25 protein-coding genes are annotated in these 25,778 nt (G+C 27.7%); all 25 read right to left on the minus strand.

What is annotated here, in order from left to right; translation table 11 throughout:
• Positions 1-15 precede the first annotated feature (15 nt).
• The 25 genes from I4U89_RS08050 to yfmH all read right to left on the minus strand — a co-directional run bounded on the left by I4U89_RS08050 (position 16) and on the right by yfmH (position 25,778).
• The gene (locus I4U89_RS08050) at positions 16-1,311 is read right to left on the minus strand and encodes a HAMP domain-containing sensor histidine kinase (RefSeq protein WP_195939865.1); all 1,296 of its coding nucleotides are present in this window, start codon (positions 1,309-1,311) and stop codon (positions 16-18) included.
• 23 nt (positions 1,312-1,334) lie between these two features.
• Positions 1,335-2,024, minus strand: coding sequence for a winged helix-turn-helix domain-containing protein (locus I4U89_RS08055; RefSeq protein ID WP_195939866.1), 690 nt, complete (start codon positions 2,022-2,024; stop codon positions 1,335-1,337).
• 17 nt (positions 2,025-2,041) lie between these two features.
• Complete coding sequence (gene pgeF / locus I4U89_RS08060) at positions 2,042-2,752, minus strand: peptidoglycan editing factor PgeF (protein WP_195939867.1); 711 nt, start codon at positions 2,750-2,752, stop codon at positions 2,042-2,044.
• A 1-nt stretch (position 2,753) separates the two neighbouring features.
• The gene (gene nrdR, locus I4U89_RS08065; protein WP_195939868.1) at positions 2,754-3,212 is read right to left on the minus strand and encodes a transcriptional regulator NrdR; all 459 of its coding nucleotides are present in this window, start codon (positions 3,210-3,212) and stop codon (positions 2,754-2,756) included.
• Positions 3,213-3,233: 21 nt separating this feature from the next.
• The gene (locus tag I4U89_RS08070) at positions 3,234-3,497 is read right to left on the minus strand and encodes a YlmC/YmxH family sporulation protein (RefSeq protein WP_195939869.1); all 264 of its coding nucleotides are present in this window, start codon (positions 3,495-3,497) and stop codon (positions 3,234-3,236) included.
• Between the two features lie 69 nt (positions 3,498-3,566).
• Positions 3,567-5,240, minus strand: coding sequence for a bifunctional diguanylate cyclase/phosphohydrolase (locus I4U89_RS08075; RefSeq protein ID WP_195939870.1), 1,674 nt, complete (start codon positions 5,238-5,240; stop codon positions 3,567-3,569).
• A gap of 65 nt (positions 5,241-5,305) precedes the next feature.
• Entirely contained in the window at positions 5,306-5,425 is a 120-nt protein-coding gene (locus tag I4U89_RS08080; protein WP_092924187.1) for a cyclic lactone autoinducer peptide, read from the minus strand.
• 39 nt (positions 5,426-5,464) lie between these two features.
• A complete protein-coding gene (locus I4U89_RS08085; protein WP_195939871.1) occupies positions 5,465-6,130 on the minus strand; it encodes an accessory gene regulator ArgB-like protein in 666 nt (221 codons plus the stop codon).
• Positions 6,131-6,132: 2 nt separating this feature from the next.
• Entirely contained in the window at positions 6,133-6,609 is a 477-nt protein-coding gene (locus I4U89_RS08090; protein WP_195939872.1) for a hypothetical protein, read from the minus strand.
• 118 nt (positions 6,610-6,727) lie between these two features.
• Positions 6,728-7,501, minus strand: a complete 774-nt coding sequence (gene sigG / locus I4U89_RS08095; RefSeq protein ID WP_092924178.1) for an RNA polymerase sporulation sigma factor SigG — start codon at positions 7,499-7,501, stop codon at positions 6,728-6,730.
• Between the two features lie 79 nt (positions 7,502-7,580).
• The gene (sigE, locus tag I4U89_RS08100; protein WP_195939873.1) at positions 7,581-8,303 is read right to left on the minus strand and encodes an RNA polymerase sporulation sigma factor SigE; all 723 of its coding nucleotides are present in this window, start codon (positions 8,301-8,303) and stop codon (positions 7,581-7,583) included.
• Between the two features lie 28 nt (positions 8,304-8,331).
• Complete coding sequence (locus I4U89_RS08105; protein WP_195939874.1) at positions 8,332-9,168, minus strand: sigma-E processing peptidase SpoIIGA; 837 nt, start codon at positions 9,166-9,168, stop codon at positions 8,332-8,334.
• Positions 9,169-9,585: 417 nt separating this feature from the next.
• Positions 9,586-10,755, minus strand: coding sequence for a cell division protein FtsZ (gene ftsZ, locus I4U89_RS08110; RefSeq protein WP_195939875.1), 1,170 nt, complete (start codon positions 10,753-10,755; stop codon positions 9,586-9,588).
• 539 nt (positions 10,756-11,294) lie between these two features.
• Positions 11,295-12,017 carry a cell division protein FtsQ/DivIB gene (locus I4U89_RS08115; protein WP_195939876.1) on the minus strand — a complete coding sequence of 241 codons (723 nt, stop codon included), beginning with the start codon at positions 12,015-12,017 and terminating at the stop codon, positions 11,295-11,297.
• A 109-nt stretch (positions 12,018-12,126) separates the two neighbouring features.
• Positions 12,127-13,389: a UDP-N-acetylglucosamine 1-carboxyvinyltransferase gene (murA, locus tag I4U89_RS08120; RefSeq protein ID WP_195939877.1), complete on the minus strand. Its 1,263-nt coding sequence runs from the start codon at positions 13,387-13,389 to the stop codon at positions 12,127-12,129.
• Positions 13,390-13,464: 75 nt separating this feature from the next.
• Positions 13,465-14,703 carry an undecaprenyldiphospho-muramoylpentapeptide beta-N-acetylglucosaminyltransferase gene (gene murG / locus I4U89_RS08125; protein WP_195939878.1) on the minus strand — a complete coding sequence of 413 codons (1,239 nt, stop codon included), beginning with the start codon at positions 14,701-14,703 and terminating at the stop codon, positions 13,465-13,467.
• 14 nt (positions 14,704-14,717) lie between these two features.
• The gene (gene spoVE / locus I4U89_RS08130; RefSeq protein ID WP_195939879.1) at positions 14,718-15,848 is read right to left on the minus strand and encodes a stage V sporulation protein E; all 1,131 of its coding nucleotides are present in this window, start codon (positions 15,846-15,848) and stop codon (positions 14,718-14,720) included.
• A gap of 33 nt (positions 15,849-15,881) precedes the next feature.
• The gene (murD, locus tag I4U89_RS08135; protein ID WP_195939880.1) at positions 15,882-17,243 is read right to left on the minus strand and encodes a UDP-N-acetylmuramoyl-L-alanine--D-glutamate ligase; all 1,362 of its coding nucleotides are present in this window, start codon (positions 17,241-17,243) and stop codon (positions 15,882-15,884) included.
• A gap of 16 nt (positions 17,244-17,259) precedes the next feature.
• On the minus strand, positions 17,260-18,231 hold the full coding sequence (gene mraY / locus I4U89_RS08140) for a phospho-N-acetylmuramoyl-pentapeptide-transferase (protein WP_092924153.1): 972 nt from the start codon (positions 18,229-18,231) through the stop codon (positions 17,260-17,262).
• A gap of 38 nt (positions 18,232-18,269) precedes the next feature.
• Positions 18,270-19,643, minus strand: coding sequence for a UDP-N-acetylmuramoyl-tripeptide--D-alanyl-D-alanine ligase (locus I4U89_RS08145; RefSeq protein ID WP_195939881.1), 1,374 nt, complete (start codon positions 19,641-19,643; stop codon positions 18,270-18,272).
• Between the two features lie 225 nt (positions 19,644-19,868).
• Positions 19,869-21,848: a stage V sporulation protein D gene (locus tag I4U89_RS08150; RefSeq protein ID WP_243279174.1), complete on the minus strand. Its 1,980-nt coding sequence runs from the start codon at positions 21,846-21,848 to the stop codon at positions 19,869-19,871.
• Positions 21,849-21,863: 15 nt separating this feature from the next.
• Positions 21,864-22,217, minus strand: a complete 354-nt coding sequence (locus I4U89_RS08155; RefSeq protein ID WP_195939882.1) for a hypothetical protein — start codon at positions 22,215-22,217, stop codon at positions 21,864-21,866.
• Between the two features lie 280 nt (positions 22,218-22,497).
• Positions 22,498-23,433 carry a 16S rRNA (cytosine(1402)-N(4))-methyltransferase RsmH gene (rsmH, locus tag I4U89_RS08160; RefSeq protein ID WP_195939883.1) on the minus strand — a complete coding sequence of 312 codons (936 nt, stop codon included), beginning with the start codon at positions 23,431-23,433 and terminating at the stop codon, positions 22,498-22,500.
• Between the two features lie 24 nt (positions 23,434-23,457).
• Complete coding sequence (gene lgt / locus I4U89_RS08165) at positions 23,458-24,222, minus strand: prolipoprotein diacylglyceryl transferase (protein ID WP_334298965.1); 765 nt, start codon at positions 24,220-24,222, stop codon at positions 23,458-23,460.
• Between the two features lie 263 nt (positions 24,223-24,485).
• Positions 24,486-25,778 (minus strand): EF-P 5-aminopentanol modification-associated protein YfmH, encoded by a 1,293-nt coding sequence (gene yfmH / locus I4U89_RS08170; protein WP_195939885.1) that lies wholly within the window; start codon positions 25,776-25,778, stop codon positions 24,486-24,488.

Below are 25,778 nucleotides of genomic sequence, written 5' to 3' on the forward strand. Positions count from 1 at the left end.
AAAAAAAAATTTCCTTTATTTAAAGGAAATTTTCTCAGGTATATTAACTATGAATTCACTACCATTTCTTAATTCACTTTTTACTTCTATTGTTCCGCCTAAAGACTTAACTATATGCTTTATTATAGCAAGACCTAAACCTGTACCGCCTACTTCTTTACTTCTTGCTTTATCAACTCTATAAAATCTCTCAAATATACGATTTATATCTTCTTTAGGTATACCTATACCTTCATCTTTTACTTTTATTATAATTTTATCTTGTTTTGTACCTACAGTTACCTTTACTGTCTTACCTTGATTTTCTGGAGTATACTTTATAGCATTATCTATTAGATTTAAAAATACTTGTTTTATATAATCTCTATTTGCAAATACTACAATTGATTTATCATCAAATTCATAAGTTAAGTTTATATTTTTAGATTTTGCTATATAATTAGTCATTTCATATACTTCTAAAAAGACATTATATAAAGATACACCTTCATAAACTATCTTTTCATTATTTTCAATAAATGAAAGTAATAATATATCATCAATCAATCTTTTTAATCTATCTGATTCAGTTTCGATTATACTTAAAAATCGATTTCTAGTTTGTACATCAATATTTTCATTTAGCCTTAGAGTTTCAACAAATCCACTTATTGATGTTAAAGGAGTTTTTAATTCATGGCTAACATTTGCTACAAAATCACTTCTCATATGTTCTAATTTAACTTTTTCAGTTATATCTTGTATGTTTATTATAGAACCTATTATTATGTGCTTTATACTTTCAAGATATATTGGATCTATACTAACCTTATATACTAAATCATCATTAATTTTTAGTTCATCAGTTTTATTTTGCTTCCAACCTTTAAAAGTATTTATTTCTTCTAATAATTTTTCTTCTTTTATTACATTTTTTATATTTTTTCCTTCTACCAATATACCATTATCACATTTTAACATTCTTTTAGCTTCTTCATTTATAAGCATTATATTTCCATCTATATCTATAGCTAAAATTCCATGAGATATACTTTTTAGTATAGAAGTTTTTTGTAAATTGCTATAGTCTAAATCACTTATAGTTTTATCCATTATTTCTATCATTTCATTAAAGTTTTTGCTTAGTTCACCTAAATCACCTTTAGCTGTACTACTTATTCTAGAATGAAATTCTTTATTACTTATTTTTTTAGAAACATATATAAATTCTTCTAAATACTTTCTTAATCTTAAAGTATATCGTATTGACAATATAGAGATTATTATAGATATTAATAAAATAGAATACCCAAATGTACTTAACTGTTCCATGTTGTTATCTCCTAAGTTATATTTTAATCAATTTTATATCCAACTCCTCTAATTGTCTGAATATACTTGTCCGAATCATTTTCACTTTCAATTTTCTTTCTAAGATATCTTATATGAACATCTACTGTTCTTGTCTCCCCATAATACTCATATCCCCATATTTTATCTAGTAAATAATTTCTAGAAAGAACTTTTCCTTTATTTTCTAGTAAAAGTTTTAATAACTCAAATTCTTTAAGAGTAAGTTCTATTTTTTCGCTTCCTTTATACACCTCATGTTTACTTAAATCAACTTTTAGGTCTCCCGTAGATAATGTAGATTCTTTAGTCTTTACTTTTATATTACACCTCCTAAGTACAGTACCTATTCTAGCAAGTAGTTCTTTTACACTAAATGGCTTTGTCATATAATCATCGGCACCAAATTCAAGCCCTTCTACTTTATCATTTTCCATATTTTTAGCAGTAAGCATTATAACTGGTGTGTTAGCTAATTCTTTATCACTTCTTATCTTTTTAAGTACATCAATACCACTTATATTAGGTAACATCCAGTCTAATAATATTAAATCAGGCTTTAATTCTCTTGCCTTTATATATCCATCTATTCCGTCGTATGCATAGTCAACTTCATAGTTTGACATTTCTAAATTGAACTTTAAAAGCTCTACTATATGTATTTCATCATCTATAACAAGTACTTTTACTTTCATGGTATTAATTCACCTCTTTATTTTATCTCTAGTATCATACCTATTCTTTCATTTGTTTTATCATGTTTTCTGTAAGAATGGAATCTATCACTTTCACAACTTGTGCAAATATTTAAGTTTATTATGTTTTCTTTTTTAACATTACATTCTTTTAATATTTGTTCATTGACATTCCATAAATCTAGATGATACTTCCCTTCTTTTATTATATAAAATTTTTCATCTTTGTTTGTAAGAATTGTGTTAAATTTTTCTATAAGCTCTTCTGATACTTCATAACAACATCTACCTATAGATGGACCTATAACACTTACTATATCTTCTGGATTAGTGTTATATTTTTCTATCATTTTATCTATAGTATTTTTAACTATTTTTGAATAAGTTCCTCTCCATCCAGCATGGATAAGTCCAATAGCTTTATTTTTCTTGTCTATTAAAGCTATTGGAACACAATCTGCTGTAAATATTAATAGGGGAGTATTTGTTAAGTTTGTTATAAGTGCATCTCCATCCTTTTTTAATCCTATATCACATTTTTCGACTACATTAACTATATCTGAATGTATTTGAACATTACTTGTTAAGTTTTTAAAATTAAAATTTCCTTTTTTACAAACAGTTAACATATCATCTTTTGACTTTGCATCTACATTTTTAAGAGTTACAGCTAAGTTTACAAAGTCTAAATTTTTCTCTATTTCATTTACTCTTATGAATTTTTCCATGCTAGTTACCTTTCTCTGTTAATATATTTTTTAGCTCTGCTACAAAAGTATTTATATCTTTGAATTGTCTATATACAGATGCAAATCTAACGTAAGCTACTTCATCAACCTCTTTTAGTTTATCCATTACCATTTCTCCAATTTCCCTGGTTTCTATTTCAGATATGTAAAGCTTATTTATTTCATTTTCTATATAGTACACTATGTCATCTATTTGTTCTATTGATACAGGTCTTTTTTCACAAGACTTTAATATTCCACTTTTTAACTTCTCTCTATCAAAATATTCTCTATTATTATCTTTTTTAACTACCATTACAGGCGTCATCTCTATTTTTTCATAAGTAGTAAACCTTTTTTTACAAGATTCACACTCTCTTCTTCTTCTTATAGACTTTCTGTCTGTATGTCTTGAATCTACTACTTTAGATTCTTTATAGTTGCAGTAAGGGCATTGCATATCTATATCCTCCTTTGTTTGCTATATATTAAAATCGTCTATATTAAGTTCTGAACCTATATTTACTATTATAGTATCACAACCTATCTTTAGTATATCATTAAAAAATATAACTTGTCCTTCATCACCTCTTGAAAACAGACTTCTTCCTCCATCTCCACTAACTGTAAAAGACATTACTTTTCCCTCATTTATATCTAAATTTATATCAGTTATAAATCCCATTCTTTTTCCATTTTTAATGTTTATGATTTCCTTTTCCATTATATCAGATACTCTTAACATTATAATCCCCTCCCTTACAAAAATAAATATGTACTTGTACAAAAAAAAATAACCTTTATAGGTTATTTTTTAAAAATTATCTTTATATTTTTCTAACATCTCTATAAATTTCTCAACTAAATATGGGTCAAATTGAGTACCGGCATTAGCTCTCAGTTCTTGTATTCCTTCTTCATGGCTCTTTCTTGTATTATATGGTCTATTAGATGTCATTGCATCAAAACTATCTGCAATGGTAATCATTCTTGCCAAATACGGAATCTCATCTTTTTGAAGTTTATCTGGATAACCTTTACCATCATACCTTTCATGATGGTGTCTTATTATAGATCTAAAATCCTTTAGTGGTGCTATATGGTGTATAAGATCAACTCCTGCTTGAGGATGATTTCTGAGCATATTAAATTCTTCATCTGTAAGTCTACCTTTTTTATTTAAAACTTCTTCAGGAATTTCTAGCTTACCAATGTCATGTAAATATGCTGCTATCTGTATTTGTACTTGGTCGTGTTCACTTAATCCCATAGACTGCGCAAACCACTTGCAATAAATAACTACCCTTTCTGTATGGCCATATGTATATCTATCCTTTATATTTATCATATTTATAAATGTTTTTAATGATTTTATTGTTTCTTCTGGTATATTTATTTCTCTACATAAGTCATATAATATACTATGGTATGACTCTACTCTATTTTTATTAAAAGATTTTGCTCTATATAATGCATCATCTGCTGTGTTTATAAGCTGATGTTTATTAATAGCTCTATTTGGATAAGATGAGACACCTATTGATATGGTAATATTTTTGTTTGGTTGATTTTCTTGACCTTCAAACTTAGTTTGTTGTATTGCATTTCTTATATCTTCACCAATTTTTATAGCATCTTCTTCTGTTGTATCAGGGAGTACTGCTGCAAATTCTTCCCCACCATACCTTGCTACTATATCATTTTCCCTCATACTTGCATTTAATATTTTTCCGATCTTTTCAAGTAATAAATCTCCAGCTTGATGCCCATTTACATCATTATAATTTTTAAAATAATCTATATCCATAAATAATAAAGAAACTTCTTTATTATTTTTATCTGCTTCTATTAGTGTATTATTAAGATATTCTTGAAAATACCTATGATTATATAATCCAGTTAGTTCGTCTTTATTTGCTAATTCTCTTAACTCCTTACTATGTTCTCTTTCTGTATCAACATACATACCTAGTATAATAGCTATAACAAATAAGGCTGCACTAAGGACTAAATCTCTTTCAAAATATAATCTTAACATTTCTTTATCTTCACTTGTAAACATTATACTAATAACTAGTATTGCTACTATTTGAATAATAGACGCTGAAGCACCATAGTTTTTTCCAAATTGTATTGATGATATTATAACTATAAATATACTAAGTAATTTATATCCACTTTCTCCTTTTCCTGTATAAAATACTACTAGTATAAACATTCCTATTAGTATAGATGTTTCTAAGTAATCTAAAAATTTAGGAGATTTATCTATTCTATTTTTAGAATAAATAGATATCCATAAAAAGTAACCCATTAAAATTGTTAATATTATACTTATTGATATTGTAATAGTTATAGCATCCTTTGCTTGTTCTTCAAAAGTTACAAAACTTGCTATAGCTAATAAGCACGATATAACGTATATAACTTTTAGTATAACTATTATCTCAAAAACTTTTTTATTTCTTTTTTTATCAAAATTTTGCATAGATTTCACCTAGAACTGTCTTTATTAAATTAAAATCATGAGGAATAAATCCTCATGATTTTTTATTATTCTTCTCTTAATGACTTTGGTACTTCCGGTTCAAAGAATATAAGCATACAATATGTTGATGCTCCTTCTGCAACTTTAGTTAATAAATCAGATACTGAACCTAATAAGAAATCCATCTTATTTCCCCCTTATATTTTATTTTTTCTTAAATATATTTAAGATATATTTTTAGATAAAAACTTATTTATATTAAAAAGATTATCTAACAAATTAATAAGCTTGCCCCCTAGGCTAGTTAATACAAACACTTGAAGTCCTATTCCCAGTACCATTGATAAGGCTATACTTTTTGCAATTGTAACATTATTTATTAAATATATACTAAGTAATATTATAATTAAAACTACATATATATTAATTAAATTAAAAGCTTTTTTTCTTAATTTTTTTCTAGTACTTTCTTTTTTCAAAGGTTTATTCTTTGATGGTACTGGACATTTTTTATATAAAATATAATAAGAAAATCCTATTATAAATATTATCATTAATATAGTAATACTCATATCAATATCCATTATACTTATTGATATATAAGATAGTATATATGCTAATATAACTCCTATTAAAGTACATCTTTCTGGACTTGTTGCATGCACACCTCCAGAGTACCTTTTTAAAATAGCAGATGTTATAGATATTGTCATAATTTCAATTAAGGTTTTAGTTAATAAGCCTACTACCATCGTTACAATTATTGCTAAACTAGTATGCAATATGGTAAATAGACCATAGTTTATAACTGCTATTTCTTCATTGTTTTTATCAAGCTTCTTCCCTAACTTATTCGACGTTTTTAACGATAACTCCTCTATTATCCCCATAATTATCCTCTCTTAATATATTGATTCACATTTTCCATAACCAATTTTTTTAGTAAAAATACAATTCCTATAGCTATCAAAAGCGATGGTAACGTTCTTATAGCTGAAATAGGTCCGTCTTGATTAGTTAAAATTTCTATTGGTATACTTAATAAAGTTGTTGCTATAAAAATATATATACCTTCACTCATGGCAAGAGCTATAAAAAATAAGCATGTGGATATTACTACTCTTAACAAATCACCTTTTGACATTTTGTATAACATTATACCTAAAGCTATCATAGATAATATTGTATGTACTCCAAAATTTATAGGTAAAGATCTTATTGCTATTACTATCACACCTAATAAAAATCCTTTTTTTAATATTTCTTTGTTATCTAATTTTATTCCCATAAGCAACATTCCACAAAATATAGTTACTATACTTTCTGGAAATGTACGCAAGATCATATACCCTATTGATGATGTTAACATGGTCTAACTCCTATTCTTATCACATATTAAGAAAATTTTTCCAATGTTTAAAAGTGTTTTCTCAGTTCTAAGAAAAATCGTTGGCATTATATACCAACGATTTCTCTTATACTATATATTATATATATTTTCTCATATTTTTCAATGCGTTTTTTTCTATTCTTGATACTTGTGCTTGAGATATACCTATCTCATCAGCTACTTCTATTTGAGTTCTTCCTTTATAAAACCTAAGGTCTAAAACTAACCTTTCTCTACTATTTAATTTTTTTATGGCTTCTTTTAAGGCAATTTCTTGTAACCAATTTTCATCAGTATCTTTTTTATCTTGAACTTGATCCACAACAAATATTGCATCTCCATTGTCCTGATAAACTGGATCAAATAATGATATAGGGTCTTGTATTGCATCTAATGCCATTACAACATCTTCAATAGGTAGTTCTAATTCCTTAGATATCTCAGATACTGTAGGTTCCTTTGAATTTGATCTAACAAGCCTTTCTCTTACTTGTAAGGCCTTATATGCAATATCTTTTAATGACCTACTTACTCTTATTGGATTATTATCTCTTAAATATCTTCTTATCTCACCTATAATCATAGGGACTGCATAAGTTGAGAATCTTACATTTTGACTTAAGTCAAAGTTATCAATAGCCTTTATAAGTCCTATACATCCAATTTGAAATAAATCGTCTATGTTCTCCCCTCTATTGTTAAATTTTTGTATTACACTTAAAACTAGTCTTAAATTCCCTCTTACAAATTGCTGTCTTGCTTCTTCATCTCCATCTTTTATCTTGTGAAGAAGTTCGGTCATCTGATTATTTTTAAGTACTGGAAGTTCAGATGTATTTACACCACAGATTTCAACTTTATTAATTTGCATAAATTTCAGTCCTCTCTTAAAAGTTTTATCTATATGAAATTATTTACACATCATATTTTTTTATACTTTTAAGAGATAATTATATAAATTTTTTCATTTCCTTTTTTAATCTTGATATTATTTTTTTTTCTAATCTAGATATATAAGATTGAGATATTCCAAGTATATTAGCTACTTCTTTTTGAGTTTTCTCCCTTCCCCTATTTATTAACCCAAATCTTAATTCCATAATTTGCTTTTCTCTATCTGATAATCTATCTAAAGCCATAACTAGTAAATCTTTATCTATCTCTTCTTCTATTATTTTATAGATTTCATCATTTTCTGTTCCTAATACATCTGAAAGTAGTAGTTCATTTCCATCTAAATCTATATTTAAAGGTTCATCAAAAGATACTTCTACCTTCTTTTTATTATTTTTTCTAAGATACATTAGGATTTCATTTTCAATACATCTTGATGCATAAGTAGCTAATTTAATATTTTTATTTAACTTAAATGTATTTACAGCTTTAATAAGACCTATAGTACCAATTGATATTAAATCCTCAATATCAATTCCAGTATTTTCAAATTTTCTAGATATGTATACTACTAATCTTAGATTTCTCTCTATTAAAATTGTTTTTACTTCTTCATCTTTTTCTAACCTTTGTAATAGTTCACTTTCTTCATCTGAATTTAATGGTGGTGGTAATACATTTACGCCCCCCATGTAATACACACCTTTTGGTTTAAAAATTTTAAATTTAATTAGTACTTCCTTAATTCTGATAGATAACTTTACAATTAATGACTTCATAATAACCTCCCCCTTTTGTTTGTTTTATTTACGATAATATACTAGGATTTAGTATAGCATTGTACTTATCATCATCAAAATCTGATATTCCAACTACGATATTACCTATTTTAGTTTTATCAATTTCTATATAATCAGCTTTTATACCAAACATTATATTATTTTTACTACTTCCTCCATGCTTATACGGTATAACCCTTACTCTAGATGCAATATCACTTTCTAAATTATCTATTATACTTTCAATCTCAACTATATCTATATCATCATATTCATAATTATAGAGATAGCTTGGAATTATATTTCTTAAAGCTTTGGATTTTACTATTACTATGTCATTATTACTTAAAGGATCTTTTAATAAATTTCCTGTATCTAATAATGCCCTACAACTACATGTCTTATTAAGCAATGTTATTTCAATTTCTTTTGTACTCTCCTTTATTTGCCTCATTAAACTTATATCATTATAGATATATTTTAAAAGTTCACAACTTATATATGCACAAATGATTAAAAATGATATTTTTAAATGACTTATACCTGTGAAATAAATTATAAAAAATGTAGTTCCAGAAATAAATATATTAACTAATAAAAATACCAACAATACTCTAAAGTATTCTTTTTTGTTTTTATAATCAAATAAAAATAATGTTATTAGTCCTATGATAATAATCTTGAGTGGTAGCGTAAATAATATATCTAGTTGTGGAAAAATATACGCAATTGAATATAATGTACCTACAGATGCACATATCCATTTTTTTTTATTGTTATTATATTTTTTTGTTAGTATAGATGTACAACTTATAATAATATAATTTATTAATAGGTTTTCTATAATGTAGTACTCTATATACATTAAGCTAACCTCCTTTAACCTTTGTGTATATTATAAGTTAGATAGTTTATAATTTTATGTCATTTTTAATGGTCGAAACCCATTTATTTTAGTGTAAAAATTCACAAAAAAAGAAAGCATTCTGCTTTCTTTTCTATTTAATATTTATATAGTATTGTTATATTGTTTTTATTTAATTAACTTTGTTATTCTCTATACTAATATTTATTCAAAGTTATTAATTTTTATTCTTAAAAGTATAATAACTAATTTTTTATATAAAAAATTTCGCTTTTTTCATATATCCACCAATATCATCAGTTTATAAAATTTTTTTACATTTATAGGCTCATTTATATATCTTATATATAATTTTCAATCAAATTTATGCTTAATATAAATTTTTTATACATAAAAAAAGAAGTCATTTAGACTTCTTTATCTTCTTCTTCTTAAGAAAGTTGGTATCTCCATTTCATCATCTTCCATAAAGCTAGCTCTTTTAGGTTCTTCTTTTGGAGCTATGATCTCTTCTTTCTCTTCTATTATTGATGTTTTTTGCATTTGTGGTGCTGGTTGTGTTGGCTGTGTATTTAAAGTAGGTCTTGAAGTAGCTTTTGGTTTTTCAGCTATCTTGTAACCTAAGTCATGATTATTTTCATCAAAACCAGTTGCTATAACAGTTATCATTATTTCTTCACCTAGGTCTTCTCTTATAGATGCCCCGAATATTATGTTTGCTTCTGGGTCACATGACTCATTAACTAAAGTCGATGCTTCATTTATTTCAAGTAATCCTAAGTTAGGTCCTCCTGTTATATTAAGTAAAACTCCTCTAGCACCTCTTATTGATGTTTCAAGAAGTGGTGATTGTATAGCTAGTCTAGCTGCTTCTATAGCTCTATTTTCACCTGAAGCACTTCCTAGACCCATGTGAGCTAGTCCTTGTTCTTTCATTACAGAAGTAACGTCAGCAAAGTCTAAGTTTATAAGTCCTGGTACAGCTATTAAATCAGATATAGATTGTATACCTTGCTTTAATACGTCATCTGCTATAGAGAATGCGTCTAGCATAGATGTATTCTTTTGTACTATTTGTAAAAGTCTATCATTAGGTATAGTTATTAATGTATCAACCTTTGACTTTAATTCAGCTATACCATTTTCTGCATTTTTCATTCTTACTTTACCTTCAAATAAGAATGGCTTTGTAACTACTCCTACTGTAAGTATTCCCATTTCTTTAGCAAGTTGAGCTATAACTGGAGCAGCACCTGTTCCTGTTCCTCCACCCATACCAGCTGTAACGAATACCATATCAGCACCTTGAAGTACCTTTACTATTTCATCCTTACTTTCTTCAGCGGCTCTTTTTCCTACTTCAGGATTTGCTCCCGCTCCAAGTCCTCTTGTTAATTTTTCACCTATTTGAATCTTATATTCTGCTTTTGATGTAAGTAAAGCTTGTTTGTCAGTATTAACAGCTATAAATTCAACACCTTGAAGCTGTGCTTCAACCATTCTATTAACAGCATTGTTTCCACCGCCACCTGCACCTATTACTTTGATTTGTGCAAGTCCATCTGTTTCAACGTCAAAGTTTAGCATCGCGTAACCTCCTTATTTTATGATTATAAGTAAATGTATGTATTAATTATATCATTTAATTCTTGTTTTTGTTAATAATTAACTAAGTTATTCCACAAAAACATTCAATTTCCTCTTTTTTTATTTCTTAAATTTGTAACAATATGTCTTCTAATAACTTATAAGTTGTCATATAATCTCGACCTAAACACTAGTTTAGCGACATATTTACCTTAAAACCAAGACTTTATTGCACCAAATATAGAATCCTTACTTATAAGTATCTATACAGATATATAGTAAATAATACATAGGATAAGTAAACGATATATAATTTTAATCTACTATACCTAAGATTAATCTTCTTAATATCCATATCATAAATGCTTACCCTCTTTATTTTACTTTGAAACACTTATATTTTTCAAGTTTTTTAATACTTTTTGTTTATATTTTTTACAGGAATTTATTGTTATGTTATTTTCCTCATTCATAACCTTTAATTGTATACTACGAATGATTATATTCTTATATCTTATTTTTAATAAAATCACCCTTACCTATGGCATGTAAATTGGATTTTTTCCCTGTGTAAAATCAACTGTTCCTTTGCTTATTTTTCTACTTTGTAAATCTATTAATATTGCTTCTGTCTTTTTCATATTATCTTCTATATTTTTATTGTTTAAAAATACAATTTCTAGACCTTTTGGAGTGTACATCCTTATATAATCTTCTTCTATTTTAACTTTATTTATTTTTTTATATAAAGTTAAACTCTTTATGTTTTTTAATACTTTTAATAAATTATTTTTATGTTTTTCTTTTTTAAACTTTATATTATTGTTCTTATCTAACTTATATCCAATATCTATCATAAGATAATTATCTATTTCTTCATCTTTCTTAACTTTATCAATAAACTCACATTTATTATCAATATAGCATTTTAAATCATCACTTTGAATTATTCCTGCTATTTCTTTTTCTATAATTATTATATTTAGTTTATTTGGAAATTCCCTTTTTAACTTTACATCTTCTATATATTTATTTTCCTTAAGTTCTTTTTCCATATCTTTTAAGTTATACATAAATATATTTTTATCTTCTCTTAAATCTAAACTTTTAATTATATAGTCCTTTGAAATTTTGTCATTTCCTTCAATTTTTATTTTATTACTATTGAAAACATTGCTATTAAGTAATGTGTATAAAAGTACTATAATTATTAATATTAATATAAAAATATTTATTAAAGCTCCCTTTTTTAATCTTTTCATAAAATATATCTCCTTAAAAATCTTATATAATATTAATACAACTAATAATATAATTTATCCTTTATACAATATAATCTTCATGAAAAAAAGGCTTAAAAGCCTTTTATTTTTATATTTCCTCTATTTTTAATACATCTGCACCTAATCCTCTTAATATATTTTCTATATTTTCATAACCTCTCTCAATATGATATATATTGCTTATTTCTGTTTCCTGTGGAATAGTTAATGCTGCTAGTACTAAAGCTGCTCCTCCTCTTAAGTCTGGAGATTTAACCTTGGCACTTCTTAACTTTTCTACACCCTTTATCATACATATATTTTCTGTTATATATTTTATATTAGCTCCTAACCTACTTAATTCAGCACAATGCATAAACCTATTTTCAAAAATAGTCTCATGAAATACACTTATCCCATCCGAAAGGGTCATAAATGTCATAAGTTGAGCTTGCATATCTGTTGGAAATCCTGGATGAGGTGAAGTCCTAACTAAATCTATGGATTTGATTTTACTTGGTGGTTTAAGTAATAATCCACCATTTTTATACTCTATTTCACATCCTGCACTTCTTAGCTTATCACTTATAGGTTCCATATGTGATATTACTACATTATCTACTTCAAGTTTACCACTAGTTAATGCTGATGCTATCATATATGTTCCTATTGCTATTCTATCTGGTATGACATCATGTTCTACTTTACGAAGTTTTCTTACACCTTCAATTTCTATATAATTAGTTCCAGCTCCTTTTACTTTTGCACCCATTTTATTTAGAAAATTTTGTAAATCTTCTATTTCAGGTTCTCTAGCTGCATTATATATTTTGGTTATTCCTGTTGCTTTAACTGCAGCTAGAATTGCATTTTCAGTAGCTCCAACGCTTGGAAATTCAAAGTTTATTATATTTCCTTCTAAATTATCTTTATAACACTTTATAAAACCTTCGTCTTCTTCTATCCTTATACCTAATTCTTTTAAAGCTTTAAGGTGTAAATCTATTGGCCTTGAACCAATTGCACATCCTCCTGGGTAACTTATTTTAGTATAATCAAATCTACCAATCATTGCTCCCATTATAATTATAGAAGATCTCATTTTTCTAACGTAGCACTCTTCTATTTCCACTTGGTCAGCAAAAGAGCTATCTACAATAAGTGTACCATCGCTATAACTGACTTTACATCCAATGCTTTCTAATATTTTTATCATAAAATGCACATCTGATATATCAGGTACATTATGGATAATACTCACACTTTCATTAAGTATGGTGGCTGCCATTATTGGTAATATAGCATTTTTAGCTCCCCTTATATTAAGCTTTCCTTCTATTTTGTTGCCACCTTTAATTATATACTTAGACAAAATTATCCCCCCTAGTGCTGTATATTAAATCATAAGGTCTATAATTTAAATATTATGTACTAGAGGGGATATATGTTACTTTTTCTTTATTCCAATTACTTTTGGTTGTTCTTGTTCTATATCTTTATTACAAATATTTTGTGCTTCTTCTGCTTGATTATTTGTTTTTATCTTTTTATTTTCTTTTTTAGATGGTGATTTTTGCTTGTTGTTATCATTATATATTTTTAGTATTTCATCATATATTATTTCAATAGCTTCAGGCTTTCCTATTTCCTTACTTGCATTTGCCATATCTATTAATTTTTCTTTATCTCCTAAAAGTCTAAATACTGTTTCATTTAATTTTTCAGGAGTTAAATCTTTTTCAAGTATTGCTATTCCAGCACCTTGATTTTCTATACTTTTAGCATTATACTCTTGATGATTTTCGGCTGTATATGCTTTTGGTATAATTATTGATGGTTTTCCAAGTGCTGTTATTTCAGCTAAAGATATAGCCCCTGCACTTCCTATAACTAAATCACTTGCTGCTAATGCATTTGCCATATCTTCTAAATATGGTACTACTTTTTGGTATGGCTTTAAGTTTAAGTGATTTATAGTTTGAGAGAATTCTTCATAGTAATACTTTCCTGTAGCAAATATAAATGCTACGTCTTCTTTTACCATATTATCTATAACTAATCTCATTGCATTGTTTATATCTTCACTTCCTCCACTACCTCCGTAGCAAAGTACCATTTTCTTATCTTCAGTTATTCCTAAATTTCTTCTCGCTATATTTTTTCTAGCATTTAATATTTCTTTTCTTACTGGGTTTCCTGTAAGTGTTAATTTCCCTCTACTATCTTCAGGGAATCTTTGATGAGAATCTTCAAAGCTTGTTAATACTTTTGTAACCATCTTAGAAAGTATTTTATTAGTAACACCAGGGAAAGAGTTTTGTTCGTGTACTACTGTTGGAACCTTGTTTATTGCTGAATTAAATAAAACTGGACCACTTACATATCCACCAGTTCCTATTACAACATCTGGTTTAAATTTTTTAACAACCCTTCTTGATTGTTCTAATCCTTTAAATAACTTAAATATTCGTTTTACATTATCTAAATCAATTTTTCTTTTAAATCCTTGTACTGTTACTGTTTCTAATCTATATCCATATTTAGGCACTATTTCTGATTCTATACCTTTTTGAGTTCCTACAAAAAGTATTTCTGCTTCTGGATGCTCCTCTTTTATTTTATTTGCTATGGCTATGGCTGGGTAAACGTGTCCTCCAGTTCCACCACCTGATAATAAAACTCTCATTTTATCCTCTCCTGTTAATTAATTTTGACATGTTTTGAGATATTTAGGACTATTCCTATAGCACTCATAAATATTATAAGGGAAGTACCCCCATAACTTATAAATGGTAATGCAACTCCTGTAACTGGCATTGATGATGTTGCTACAGCAATATTTAAAGCTGCTTGTATTCCTATTTGTGCACCAATTCCTATAACTACCATACAAGAAAATATATTGTCACATTTTAATGCTATTCTTACGCATCTATACACTAGTATAACAAATAACATTATAACTACTGCACAACCTATAAGACCTAGTTCTTCTCCTATTATAGCAAATATAAAATCATTTTGGGGTTCTGGTATGTAAAACCACTTTTGTTGGCTCTTTCCTAATCCCATGCCAAATAGCCCTCCAGAGCCTAGTGCATAGAGCCCTTGAATGACTTGATACCCATTACCTAATGGGTCTTGAAATGGGTCTAGAAATGATAATATACGCTTTAATCTATACTCTGAAGTTAATCCAAGTGCTAAGAATAATGCAATACCACTTCCAAACATAAATCCAACTATTTTCATACTCATCCCTGCCACAAACACCATAACAAATGTTACTAATATTATAGTTCCTGCTGTTGACATGTTTGGTTGACCCATTATAAGTGTAAAAAATAAAATTGGTACTAGCATTAGTGGTATAAGCCCTTTTCTAAAAGACTTTATATTTTCATATTTTTTCTCTATTAATTTAGCTGTAATTATTATAGTTGCAAATTTAGCTATTTCAGCAGGTTGTATTGTAAATGCACCTACCCCTAACCATCTTCTAGCTCCATTTGCTTTTATTCCAAGTGGAGTAAGCACTAATATAAGTAGTATTATAGCTACTATACCTATAGGCTTTGTATTTCTCTTCCATACCTTATAATCTATATTTGAAATAGTAATCATACAAATAAATCCTAGTATTGCATAAATTACATTTCTCTTTAGAAAATAATAAGCATCATGATGCTTAAAGGAGGATTGAACAAAGCTCGCACTAAACACCATGATGATTCCTATAAATACTAAAGTCATTGTAGTGTAAAATATAACACTATCAAACTCTGTTTTAACATTTTTTTCAATTTGTTTTTTTAAAGCTTCCTTAGTCATTAAAGACTTACCTCCATTCCCAAGACTAAGAGGTTACTTTAATTTGTTTACATTATCCTTGAAGTCATTACCCCTTACTTCAAAACTCTTATACATATCCCAGCTTGCACAAGCAGGAGAAAGAAGTACTACATCCTTTTCTTTTGCTATTTTATAAGATGTATTAACTGCTTCTTCCATATCTTTTACTAGATATATTTCTTTAAATCCTTTTTTAATTGCACATTCTTTTATTAAATTTGCTGTTTCCCCTAAAAGAACTAATGCTTTTACATTTTCTTTAGCTACTTCTAAAAATTCATCAAAAGTACTTTTCTTATCCATACCACCTGCTATTAATATTATAGGGTCTTTGTAAGACTGTACTGCTTTTATAGATGAATCTGGATTAGTAGCTTTAGAGTCATTTACAAATATTACTCCATTTAGCGTTTTAACATATTCTTGTCTATGTTCTACTGCTTTAAATGTTTTTAATACTTCTCTTATAACTTCTATGTCAACTTTTAGAACATATGCAATCATTGCTGCTGCCATACAGTTTTCTAAGTTATGATTTCCTGGTAAACTTAGTTCATCTTTGTTTAAAAGTACTATTTCTTTATCTAATCTTATAACTATATTGTTATTCTTATCTAAGAATATTCCTTCTTTTAATTCTTTAGTTCTCGAGAAGAATATTTTCTTAGCTTTAACTTTTTCTTCTAATGCTCTTACATTTTCATCATCATAGTTTAATATACAGAAGTCTTCACTATCTTGATTTTTGAACACTCTAGCTTTAGCTTCTATATAATTTTCCATAGTATGATGTCTATTTAAATGGTCTTCTGTAAAGTTTAGTATAGCACTAACACGTGGTTTAAAAGTATCTATACTTTCTAATTGGAAACTACTTAGTTCTGTTACTAATACAGAATCTTTAGTAGTAACTTCTACAGTATCTATAACAGGATTACCTATATTTCCAACTATATATGTATCATTACTATTAGCTTTAAATATTTCTCCTACTAAACTTGTTGTAGTAGTTTTTCCATTTGTTCCTGTTATACCTATAAATACTGGATTATTAGTAGATAGTCTATAAGCTAATTCTACTTCTCCAATTAGTTCTATATTTTTTTCTTTTATCTTTAGTATAAATGGTAAATCTAGTGGAACCCCAGGAGATACCACTACTAATTCTATATCATCTATGTTTTCTGGATGATATCCTAAGATATATTCTATATTGTTTAAGTCTTTTAATTCGTTTAATATATCTTCTAATTTTTCTTTTTCTTTTATATCATTTACTATTATATTAGCACCTAATTTATTTAAATGCTTTATTGTTGATATACCAGTTTTTGCAAGTCCTACTAATAGAACTTTTTTTCCATTAAGGTTCATTTTATTACCCCCATAATTAGAATATTGCTATTATTCCTATCCATGCTAAAACTACAGTAACTATCCAGAATGTAAATACCACTCTAGTTTCAGGCCATCCACATTGCTCGAAGTGGTGATGTATAGGAGCCATTTTGAATATTCTTTTTCCTCTTAGTTTGAAAGATCCTACTTGAAGTATTACTGATAATGCTTCTGCAAAGTATACTCCTCCAACTAATGGTATTAATAATATTGAATTAGTTAACACTGCAAATGCCGCAACTGCTCCACCTAATGCCATAGAACCAGTATCACCCATAAATATTCTAGCTGGGTATGAGTTAAATCCTAAAAATCCTAAACATGCTCCTACTGTAGCTGCTGCTAATACTGCAACATCAGGATTTGCAACTGTAGTGTATGATGCAAGTAACATAAAGAATATTGAAACTATTAAAGTTATTCCTGATGCTAATCCATCTAACCCGTCAGTTAAGTTTACTGCATTTACTATACCTATTATTATAAATGTCATTATAGGCACGTATAATGGTCCTAAGTTTATATATGCATCTGTAAATGGTATTATAAGTTGTGCTGCACTTGGCGATGCACTATATTGATAGTATGATATATATATAGCAAGTGCAAATTGAAGCACTATTTTTTGCCAAGGCTTTAAACCTAAAGATCTTCTTTTCTTTATTATTATAAAGTCATCTAAAAATCCTACCATACCAAATCCTATTATTGATATAAGACCTATTATTAAATCATTTCCAATTTGACTTCTAGTAAGCCCTGTTATTAATATTGCTACCATCATTAATATTCCACCCATAGTAGGTGTTCCATTTTTTGCTAAATGTGTTTGTGGACCATCATCTCTAACAGTCTGCCCAAACTTAAATTTTGTTAACATTGGTATAAAAATTGGTCCTAATATTATTACTATTAGAAACGAAATCAATGATGTATACGTAAGTTCTGTTATTCCTAACATAATATATCTCCTCTCCCTTGCTGGCTATTTCTTTTGTTAATTTACTTATTAAGATGTTCTACTATTTCTTCTAATTTCATACCTCTAGATGCTTTAACTAAAACTACATCTTCTTTATTTACTAAGCTATCTATTTTACTTATAGCTTCTTCTTTAGTTTCAAAATGATATGCATTTTGGCTATTAAATCCTAACTTTACTGCTTCATCTTTTATAAACTTTGAATCGTTACCTATAGTTATTAATAAGTCAGTGTTTTTAACTGCTTCTTCTCCTACTAATCTATGTCCATACTCTGCATGTTCTCCCATTTCAAACATATCTCCAAGTATAGCTACTCTTCTTTGATTATATCTTCCTAATATTTTTAGAGCTGCTTTCATAGAATCTGGACTAGCATTATATGCATCATTTATAATTGTTAGATTTTCATTTTTTATTATGTCTAGTCTCATTTTTGTAGCTTTGAAGTTTTTTAATCCTTCTTTTATCTTATCTAGTGAAATATTTAAACTCATTCCAACTAAAACTGCTGCCATTGCATTGTATATATTGTGTTCTCCTACTGTAGGTATAAATATTTCTTCTTTGGAACCATTTATTATACATGTAAATGTTATACTATCTTCATTCATTTCATAACTTTCACAATATATATCATTGTCTTTTGTAAATCCAAAAGTTTTTAGATTATAGTTAAGTTCTTTGTTTTTTAATGTTGATAAAAACTTATCGTCTCCATTAACTATTAATGTACATGAAGAATCAAAGTTTGTGGCTATTTCAAGTTTAGCTTTTAATATACCCTCTTGAGAGCCTAAATTTTCTATATGAGATAACCCTATATTAGATATTACTCCTATCTTAGGATTAACTATATTAGCTAGGTATTCTATTTCATTAAAACCTGACATACCCATTTCTATGACTGCACATTCATGACTATCCTCTAATTTAAATAATGTTAATGGAACTCCTAATTGATTATTTAAATTACCTTCATTTTTTAAAGTATTAAACTTTGATGATACTGCTGAGTATACCATATCTCTTGTAGTTGTTTTACCTACACTACCTGTTATTCCTATATATGGTATATCAAATTGTTCTTTATAATATTTTGCTATATCACCAAGTGCTATCTCAGTATCTTTGACTTCTATTAAATTTATGTCCGAACTATCTAATTTTATGCTACTACTTTCATTTTTTATAAAAGTTTTGCATCCATTTTCATATGCTGAGCTCATAAACTTATGTCCATCCAAATTTTCACCTACTATAGCAACAAATACATTTTTATCATTTGCATTTCTACTGTCTATAACTATATCTTCAATACAGAAATTTTCATCGCCTAGTGTTAATTTACCTTTCGTTGCAATAACTATATCAGCTACTGTTAGACTTTTCATCTTTCAACCTCCTTTAAGTTATTAAATTTAACTTAATTTTCTGAATAAAGGGCAATGTATGTGTTATACATTGCCCCCCTTCTACTCTTAACTTTATAATTATATAATATATTGTTGTTTTTTTGAAGGTATTTCTAACAGATGTTAATAATCTTTTGCTTTTCAATTACAAATTTTTACATTTTTCTCTATAAGTATTATAAATCTTTTATACATATTAATTATTTATTTAAAATAAAGCGCTATGCTAGATTCTTCATCTACCTTTATACCAGGTTTTGGAAACATATCAATAACCTTAGTTCCCTTAGGAATTTCTATGTCCGTGTCTAGGTTAGGTATTAAATTAACATCTTCTAATGCCTTTACAGCATCTTCTATCGCTAGGTCCCTTACGTCTGGAACTGTAACTTTATTTTTTTCAAATTCTTCTTTTTCTTCTTCACTATATTTTGGCTCTACTCCTAAATAAGGTAGTGCATCATTCATTATTTCTTTTACTATAGGTCCTGCTGTTGTACTACCAAAAGCACTTACTCCTGTTGGTTCATCAACTATTGCAAGTACTACTATTTGTGGGTCATCAGTTGGAGCTATGCCTATAAATGAACATATATATTTTCCTTGTGCATACCTTCCATCTATAACTTTTTGAGCAGTCCCTGTTTTTCCACCTATCCTATATCCTGGTATATATGCAGCTTTACCTGATCCTTGACTTACAACAGACTCTACTATTTCCATCATCTTCTTTGATGTTTCTTCTGATATTACTTGTTTAACTTTCGTAGGTTTTATTTCCTCAGTTACATTTCCTTGATTATCTGTATAAGCTTTTACAAATCTAGGCTCCATTCTATTACCATCATTAGCTATAGATGATATTGCTGTTATTAGTTGTATTGGAGTTACAGATATAGATTGACCAAAAGATATAGTAGCCAACTCTACTGGACCAACATTTTTTTCATTATATAATATACCTTTTGCTTCTCCTGGAAGATCTATATTGGTTTTATCCATAAAACCAAAGCCTTCTATGTAATCATATAATTTTGATACTCCTAATCTATTACCAACTTCTACAAATACAGGGTTACAAGAATTTTGTACTCCTTCTTTAAAACTTTGCTCTCCATGAGGTCTATAATGTCTCCAACATTTTATTCTTTGACCTTTGATGGTTACTCCACCTGTACATGTAAACTTCTCATTTTCTTTTATAACATTTTCTTCTAATCCTGATGATGATGTTATAAGTTTAAATGTTGAACCTGGTTCATAAGTATCACTTATAACTGGATTTCTCCACATTTTATAATATCCTTGTATCTTATCTTTATCACTGTATTTATCTAATTCTTCTTGATAATATGGATATATTGGGGTTCTTGGGTCATTTGGATCATAATCTGGCTTTGATGCTAGAGATAGTATATCTCCTGTTTTAGGGTCCATTGCTACAACTGTTACCCTTTTAGCATTATTAACCTCATATGCCTTTTGAACAGCTTTTTCAGTATAATGTTGTATTACCTCATCTATTGTAAGTACTAACCCCTTACCTTGAACAGGTTCATAGTACTGTTCCATTCCTCTTGGTATTTCTCTTCCTGATGCATCAGTACTTACTATTAATTTTCCTGCCTGACCTTTTAAATACTTATCATATTGCATCTCAATACCTGCTATTCCTTGAGAATCACTTGATGTATGTCCTAATACATAAGAAGCAAAGTTTCCATATGGATAGTATCTTTGATTGTCTTCTGCTACCCAGATACCTGGTATTTTAGCCTCTCTTATTTTTGTTGCTTTATCATCATCTATCCATCTTTCTATTTTAACTAACGCCATGTTTTTTTTGTTTACTAGCTTGTATATATCTTCATATTCTTTGTCTAAAATTTCAGCCACTTGTGTTGCTGCACTTTTTTTGTCTTTGACTTCTACAGGCTTACACCATACAGTGTATTTTGTAACACTTACGGCTAACTCTTTCATATTTCTATCATATATAGTTCCTCTTTTAGGCTCTATAGGAATCTCTCTTGTTTGTTGTTCAATTGCCTTGGTACTTAACCACTCCCCTTTTACGAGTTGAAGATATCCTGTTCTAAATGTTAGTCCTAAAAAAAGTATACATGCTAACATAAGAACAAGCACTAATCTCTTTTTACTTATTCTCTTTACTTTTTTACTCAATTATTTTCCCCCTTACTACTTAATCTGTATGTATCTTATTTGATCCTTTGTAGGATAATCCATATTAAGTTCTTCTCTAGCCCTTTTTTCTATTTCATGTATTGATGTTTTAGTATCTGCCTTAGCTTTTGCTTCCTCTAGCCTTATTTCTTCTTTTCTCAATTCTTTTTTGAGATTGCCTATGCTATATTTAAGTTCTCCGATTACTGAATATCCACATATATTTATTATTACCGTCATAAAAACTCCTACTGATAATGATAGAATAAAAATCATTTTTTTTATTTTTTTTACTCTTATAATTTTATGTTTATTCTTTTTTCTCTTTTTATATTCGTTTATATCCTTGATTTTATTATTTTTTTCCATTAATCCACCTTCACTCTATCTTTTGATTTATTTTATATAAGCTTATTGCTAAATTTAAATTTGTAAAGTATTTATATATTTCAAGGTTATACATTGCCTTCCTTTAAACTTTCATCGTAAAATAAATACAATAACAAACAAAAAAACTAGGAAATAATTATATATAACAAAATAATTTTTTCTTATTACATCAATTTACATAATCTATTTAATGAACTTTTCCTTTATGAAAATAAAAAGAGTGTGTTGTGATTATAAAATCACAACACACTCTTTTTTATTATATTCTTTCACACACTCTTAGTTTTGCACTTCTACTTCTTGGGTTAACTTCTATTTCTTCGTCAGTTGGTAATATTGGCTTTCTTGTTATTACCTTTACAAGTGATTCTTTGTCACATTGACACATTGGTATATGAGATGGACATACACAATCTAATGCTAAATCCCTAAATTCATTTTTTACTATTCTATCTTCTAATGAATGGAATGTTATTATACAAACTCTTCCACCTTTATTCATTATAGATACTGCATCATCTATCATTTTAGTTATTACACCTAATTCATTATTTACTTCTATTCTTATAGCTTGGAAAGTTCTTTTAGCTGGGTGGGGTCCATCTATTCTAGCTTTTTTAGGTATTGCCTTTTTTATTACTTCTACAAGTTCACCTGTTGTTTCTATAGGTTTTTCTTTTCTTTCTTCTACTATAAACTTAGCAATACGTTTTGACCAGTTTTCCTCTCCGTATTCTTTTATTATTTTGTGTAATTCATCTTCACTATATGTATTTACCACATCATATGCAGAAAAATCACATCTTACGTCCATTCTCATATCAAGTGGCGCGTCCTGCATATATGAAAATCCTCTATCAGCCTCATCTAATTGATGAGATGATACTCCTAAATCAGCTAAAACTCCATCTATTTTATTTACACCAATTTTTTCTAATTCTTCTTTTAGATTTTCAAAGTTACTGTGAACAAATCTTACTCTATCACTATATTCACTTAATCTTTCCTTTGCTGTAGCTATAGCATTTTTATCTTGGTCAAATCCTATAAATAATCCTTTATCTGATAATCTTTTTACTATTTCTTTTGAGTGTCCAGCACCACCCATTGTACAGTCTACATACACTCCATCTGGTTTTATATCTAAATTGTCTATACACTCATTTAAGAGTACTGATACGTGATGAAATTCCATTTTGATATTCTCCTTAACCTAACTTTATTCTTCTGTATTTTCTTTCTTTGCTTTTTTTGATAAGTATATATGACAAATAATTCCACCTATAACTCCTATCAAACTAATAGCTTGTGCCATTCTTATAGGTCCTAACATTAAACTGTCCGTTCTAAGACCTTCTATAAAGAATCTTCCTGTTGAGTATAGTATAATATAATATACTATTATTTGTCCTTCATACTTCTTTTTCTTTCTAAATAACCATAGGAATATAAATATTCCTAAATCCCAAATAGATTCATATAAAAACGTTGGATGAACCTTTACACCATCTACCATTATGCCCCAAGGTAGAGTTGTTGGTCCTCCATGAGCTTCTCCATTTATAAAGTTGCCCCATCTACCTATAGATTGAGCTAAAGGCATACCTATTATAACTGTATCTGCCATTTTTAAGAAATTTATTTTTCTTATTTTTGTAAATATGTATCCAGCTAACACTCCTCCTATTAAAGCTCCGTGTATAGCCATTCCTCCACCTCTAAAGTTTAGTATTTGAGAAGGATATTGAGAATAATATTCCCAATTAAATATTACATAATACAGCCTTGCACATAATAAACCTGTTGGTATAGCAACTATAGCTAAATCTAGTACATCATCTTCTTTAATTCCAACTCTTTTTGATTCCCTTAAAGCTATTATAGTTCCTAAAATCATTCCTGTAGCCATTAGTACTCCATACCACATAACATCTATCCCAAATATGTTAAATGCTACTCTGTCCATATTTTTCACCTCTTGAATTTGTTTTTATTTAATTGTAAATATAAAACTTGAATTAATTATGAATTTCTCTATAATATTTTAATACTATTAATATATCTTATATATGTTAATTATTCAATGTTAATAGTATTATATTTAATATTTAGTTAATTTTATCCTCATGCAAGTTTAATTTGAATATTCTTATACATGAATTTCTAAAATGAAATTAAAATAACAAAATAAAAGCAGATTATATTATTAATATAACCTGCCTTATTTATGTCAATATAAACTAGTATTTATTTTGCTGATGGCTCTACTATAGATATTACACAATATTCCTCTTTTAAATGAGAGTGTAATCTATCCTCTACTTCTTTAAATTCTATTGATTTTAATACATCTAAATAATCTAATAAGTTTATTTCTTTGAACTTATATGCTATAAAATTGTTAGCTATAAAGTTTACAGAGTCGAAGTATTTTAAGAAGTTTCCTATTTTCTTTTTCTTTATTCTTTCAAACTCTTTTTTATCTAAGCCTTCTTTTTTGTATTTTTCTACATACTCTAATATTTTATTTTTTACTTCTCTTGGATTGTTTGAATCTCCACCTATTATTGTAAATGCATAGTCTATTTGAGATGAGAATCCTGCTCCAAAGTTTTCATTTATTAATCCGCTCATATATAAATCTTCATATAACCTACTACCTTTTTTAAATATTATATCTATTAATATTTCAGTAGCTATTTCTTTTTTAAGTAGTTCATTTCCTTTTATACCTACATTATCATCCTTAAATGCTATATTAAACATTGGCATAGATATAGGGAATTTTGCAACTACTTCCTTTTCATTTACTTCTTTAGGTTCATTTGGATAAAATCTTTCTATTTTATTAGATAACTTATCTACATCATAATTATTAGATTTTTTAACAACATCCATAACCTTATCTACCTCTAAGTCACCAACAACAAATAGCGCCATATTTCCTGGGTTATAAAAAGTATTGTAACATTTATATAATTCTTCTTTTGTTATTTTATATATACTATCAACTGTACCTGCAATGTCTACTCTTACTGGATAATTAACATATAATGCTTTAAGGCAGTTAAAGTATACATTCCAATCTGGATCGTCATTATACATTTTTATTTCTTGTTCTATTATTCCCTTTTCTTTTTCAACATTTTCATCTGTAAAATAAGGAGTTTGTACATAATCTATTAAATGTTCTAAGCTATCATAGAAATTTTCAGTACATGAGAATAAATATGCTGTCATAGTAAAGTTAGTAAATGCATTTGCACTTGCTCCCCATTTAGAAAATTTATCAAAAGCATTTCCGCCATCTGGTTGTTCAAACATTTTGTGTTCTAAAAAATGTGCTATTCCTTCATTTACTCTTATTTTTTCCTTTTCTCCAATAGGTACAAATTCTAGTTCATTAGAACCATAGTTTGTAGCTAATACTGCATATTTTTTAGTAAATCCTTTTTTAGGCATAAAGTAAACATCAAGTCCATTTTCTAACTTTTCATAGTACATTTCTTCATTTAGTATATCATTAACTATTTTATCCAT

Source organism: Romboutsia sp. 1001713B170131_170501_G6 (genome assembly GCF_015668195.1).
Lineage (GTDB): Bacteria > Bacillota > Clostridia > Peptostreptococcales > Peptostreptococcaceae > Romboutsia_C.

Bases quoted from the DNA above. Each gene is read 5' to 3' on its own strand.
- I4U89_RS08085 (WP_195939871.1), bottom strand. From the start codon at position 6,130: ATGGGGATAATAGAGGAGTTATCGTTAAAAACGTCGAATAAGTTAGGG.
- I4U89_RS08090 (WP_195939872.1), bottom strand. From the start codon at position 6,609: ATGTTAACATCATCAATAGGGTATATGATCTTGCGTACATTTCCAGAA.
- I4U89_RS08105 (WP_195939874.1), bottom strand. From the start codon at position 9,168: ATGTATATAGAGTACTACATTATAGAAAACCTATTAATAAATTATATT.
- yfmH (WP_195939885.1), bottom strand. From the start codon at position 25,778: ATGGATAAAATAGTTAATGATATACTAAATGAAGAAATGTACTATGAA.
- I4U89_RS08115 (WP_195939876.1), bottom strand. From the start codon at position 12,017: ATGAAAAGATTAAAAAAGGGAGCTTTAATAAATATTTTTATATTAATA.
- nrdR (WP_195939868.1), bottom strand. From the start codon at position 3,212: ATGCAATGCCCTTACTGCAACTATAAAGAATCTAAAGTAGTAGATTCA.
- rsmH (WP_195939883.1), bottom strand. From the start codon at position 23,433: ATGGAATTTCATCACGTATCAGTACTCTTAAATGAGTGTATAGACAAT.
- sigE (WP_195939873.1), bottom strand. From the start codon at position 8,303: ATGAAGTCATTAATTGTAAAGTTATCTATCAGAATTAAGGAAGTACTA.
- murG (WP_195939878.1), bottom strand. From the start codon at position 14,703: ATGAGAGTTTTATTATCAGGTGGTGGAACTGGAGGACACGTTTACCCA.
- I4U89_RS08055 (WP_195939866.1), bottom strand. From the start codon at position 2,024: ATGAAAGTAAAAGTACTTGTTATAGATGATGAAATACATATAGTAGAG.
- I4U89_RS08075 (WP_195939870.1), bottom strand. From the start codon at position 5,240: ATGCAAAATTTTGATAAAAAAAGAAATAAAAAAGTTTTTGAGATAATA.
- ftsZ (WP_195939875.1), bottom strand. From the start codon at position 10,755: ATGCTAAACTTTGACGTTGAAACAGATGGACTTGCACAAATCAAAGTA.
- spoVE (WP_195939879.1), bottom strand. From the start codon at position 15,848: ATGACTAAGGAAGCTTTAAAAAAACAAATTGAAAAAAATGTTAAAACA.
- sigG (WP_092924178.1), bottom strand. From the start codon at position 7,501: ATGCAAATTAATAAAGTTGAAATCTGTGGTGTAAATACATCTGAACTT.
- I4U89_RS08050 (WP_195939865.1), bottom strand. From the start codon at position 1,311: ATGGAACAGTTAAGTACATTTGGGTATTCTATTTTATTAATATCTATA.
- I4U89_RS08155 (WP_195939882.1), bottom strand. From the start codon at position 22,217: ATGGAAAAAAATAATAAAATCAAGGATATAAACGAATATAAAAAGAGA.
- murD (WP_195939880.1), bottom strand. From the start codon at position 17,243: ATGAACCTTAATGGAAAAAAAGTTCTATTAGTAGGACTTGCAAAAACT.
- I4U89_RS08070 (WP_195939869.1), bottom strand. From the start codon at position 3,497: ATGTTAAGAGTATCTGATATAATGGAAAAGGAAATCATAAACATTAAA.
- I4U89_RS08080 (WP_092924187.1), bottom strand. From the start codon at position 5,425: ATGGATTTCTTATTAGGTTCAGTATCTGATTTATTAACTAAAGTTGCA.
- pgeF (WP_195939867.1), bottom strand. From the start codon at position 2,752: ATGGAAAAATTCATAAGAGTAAATGAAATAGAGAAAAATTTAGACTTT.
- I4U89_RS08145 (WP_195939881.1), bottom strand. From the start codon at position 19,643: ATGAAAAGTCTAACAGTAGCTGATATAGTTATTGCAACGAAAGGTAAA.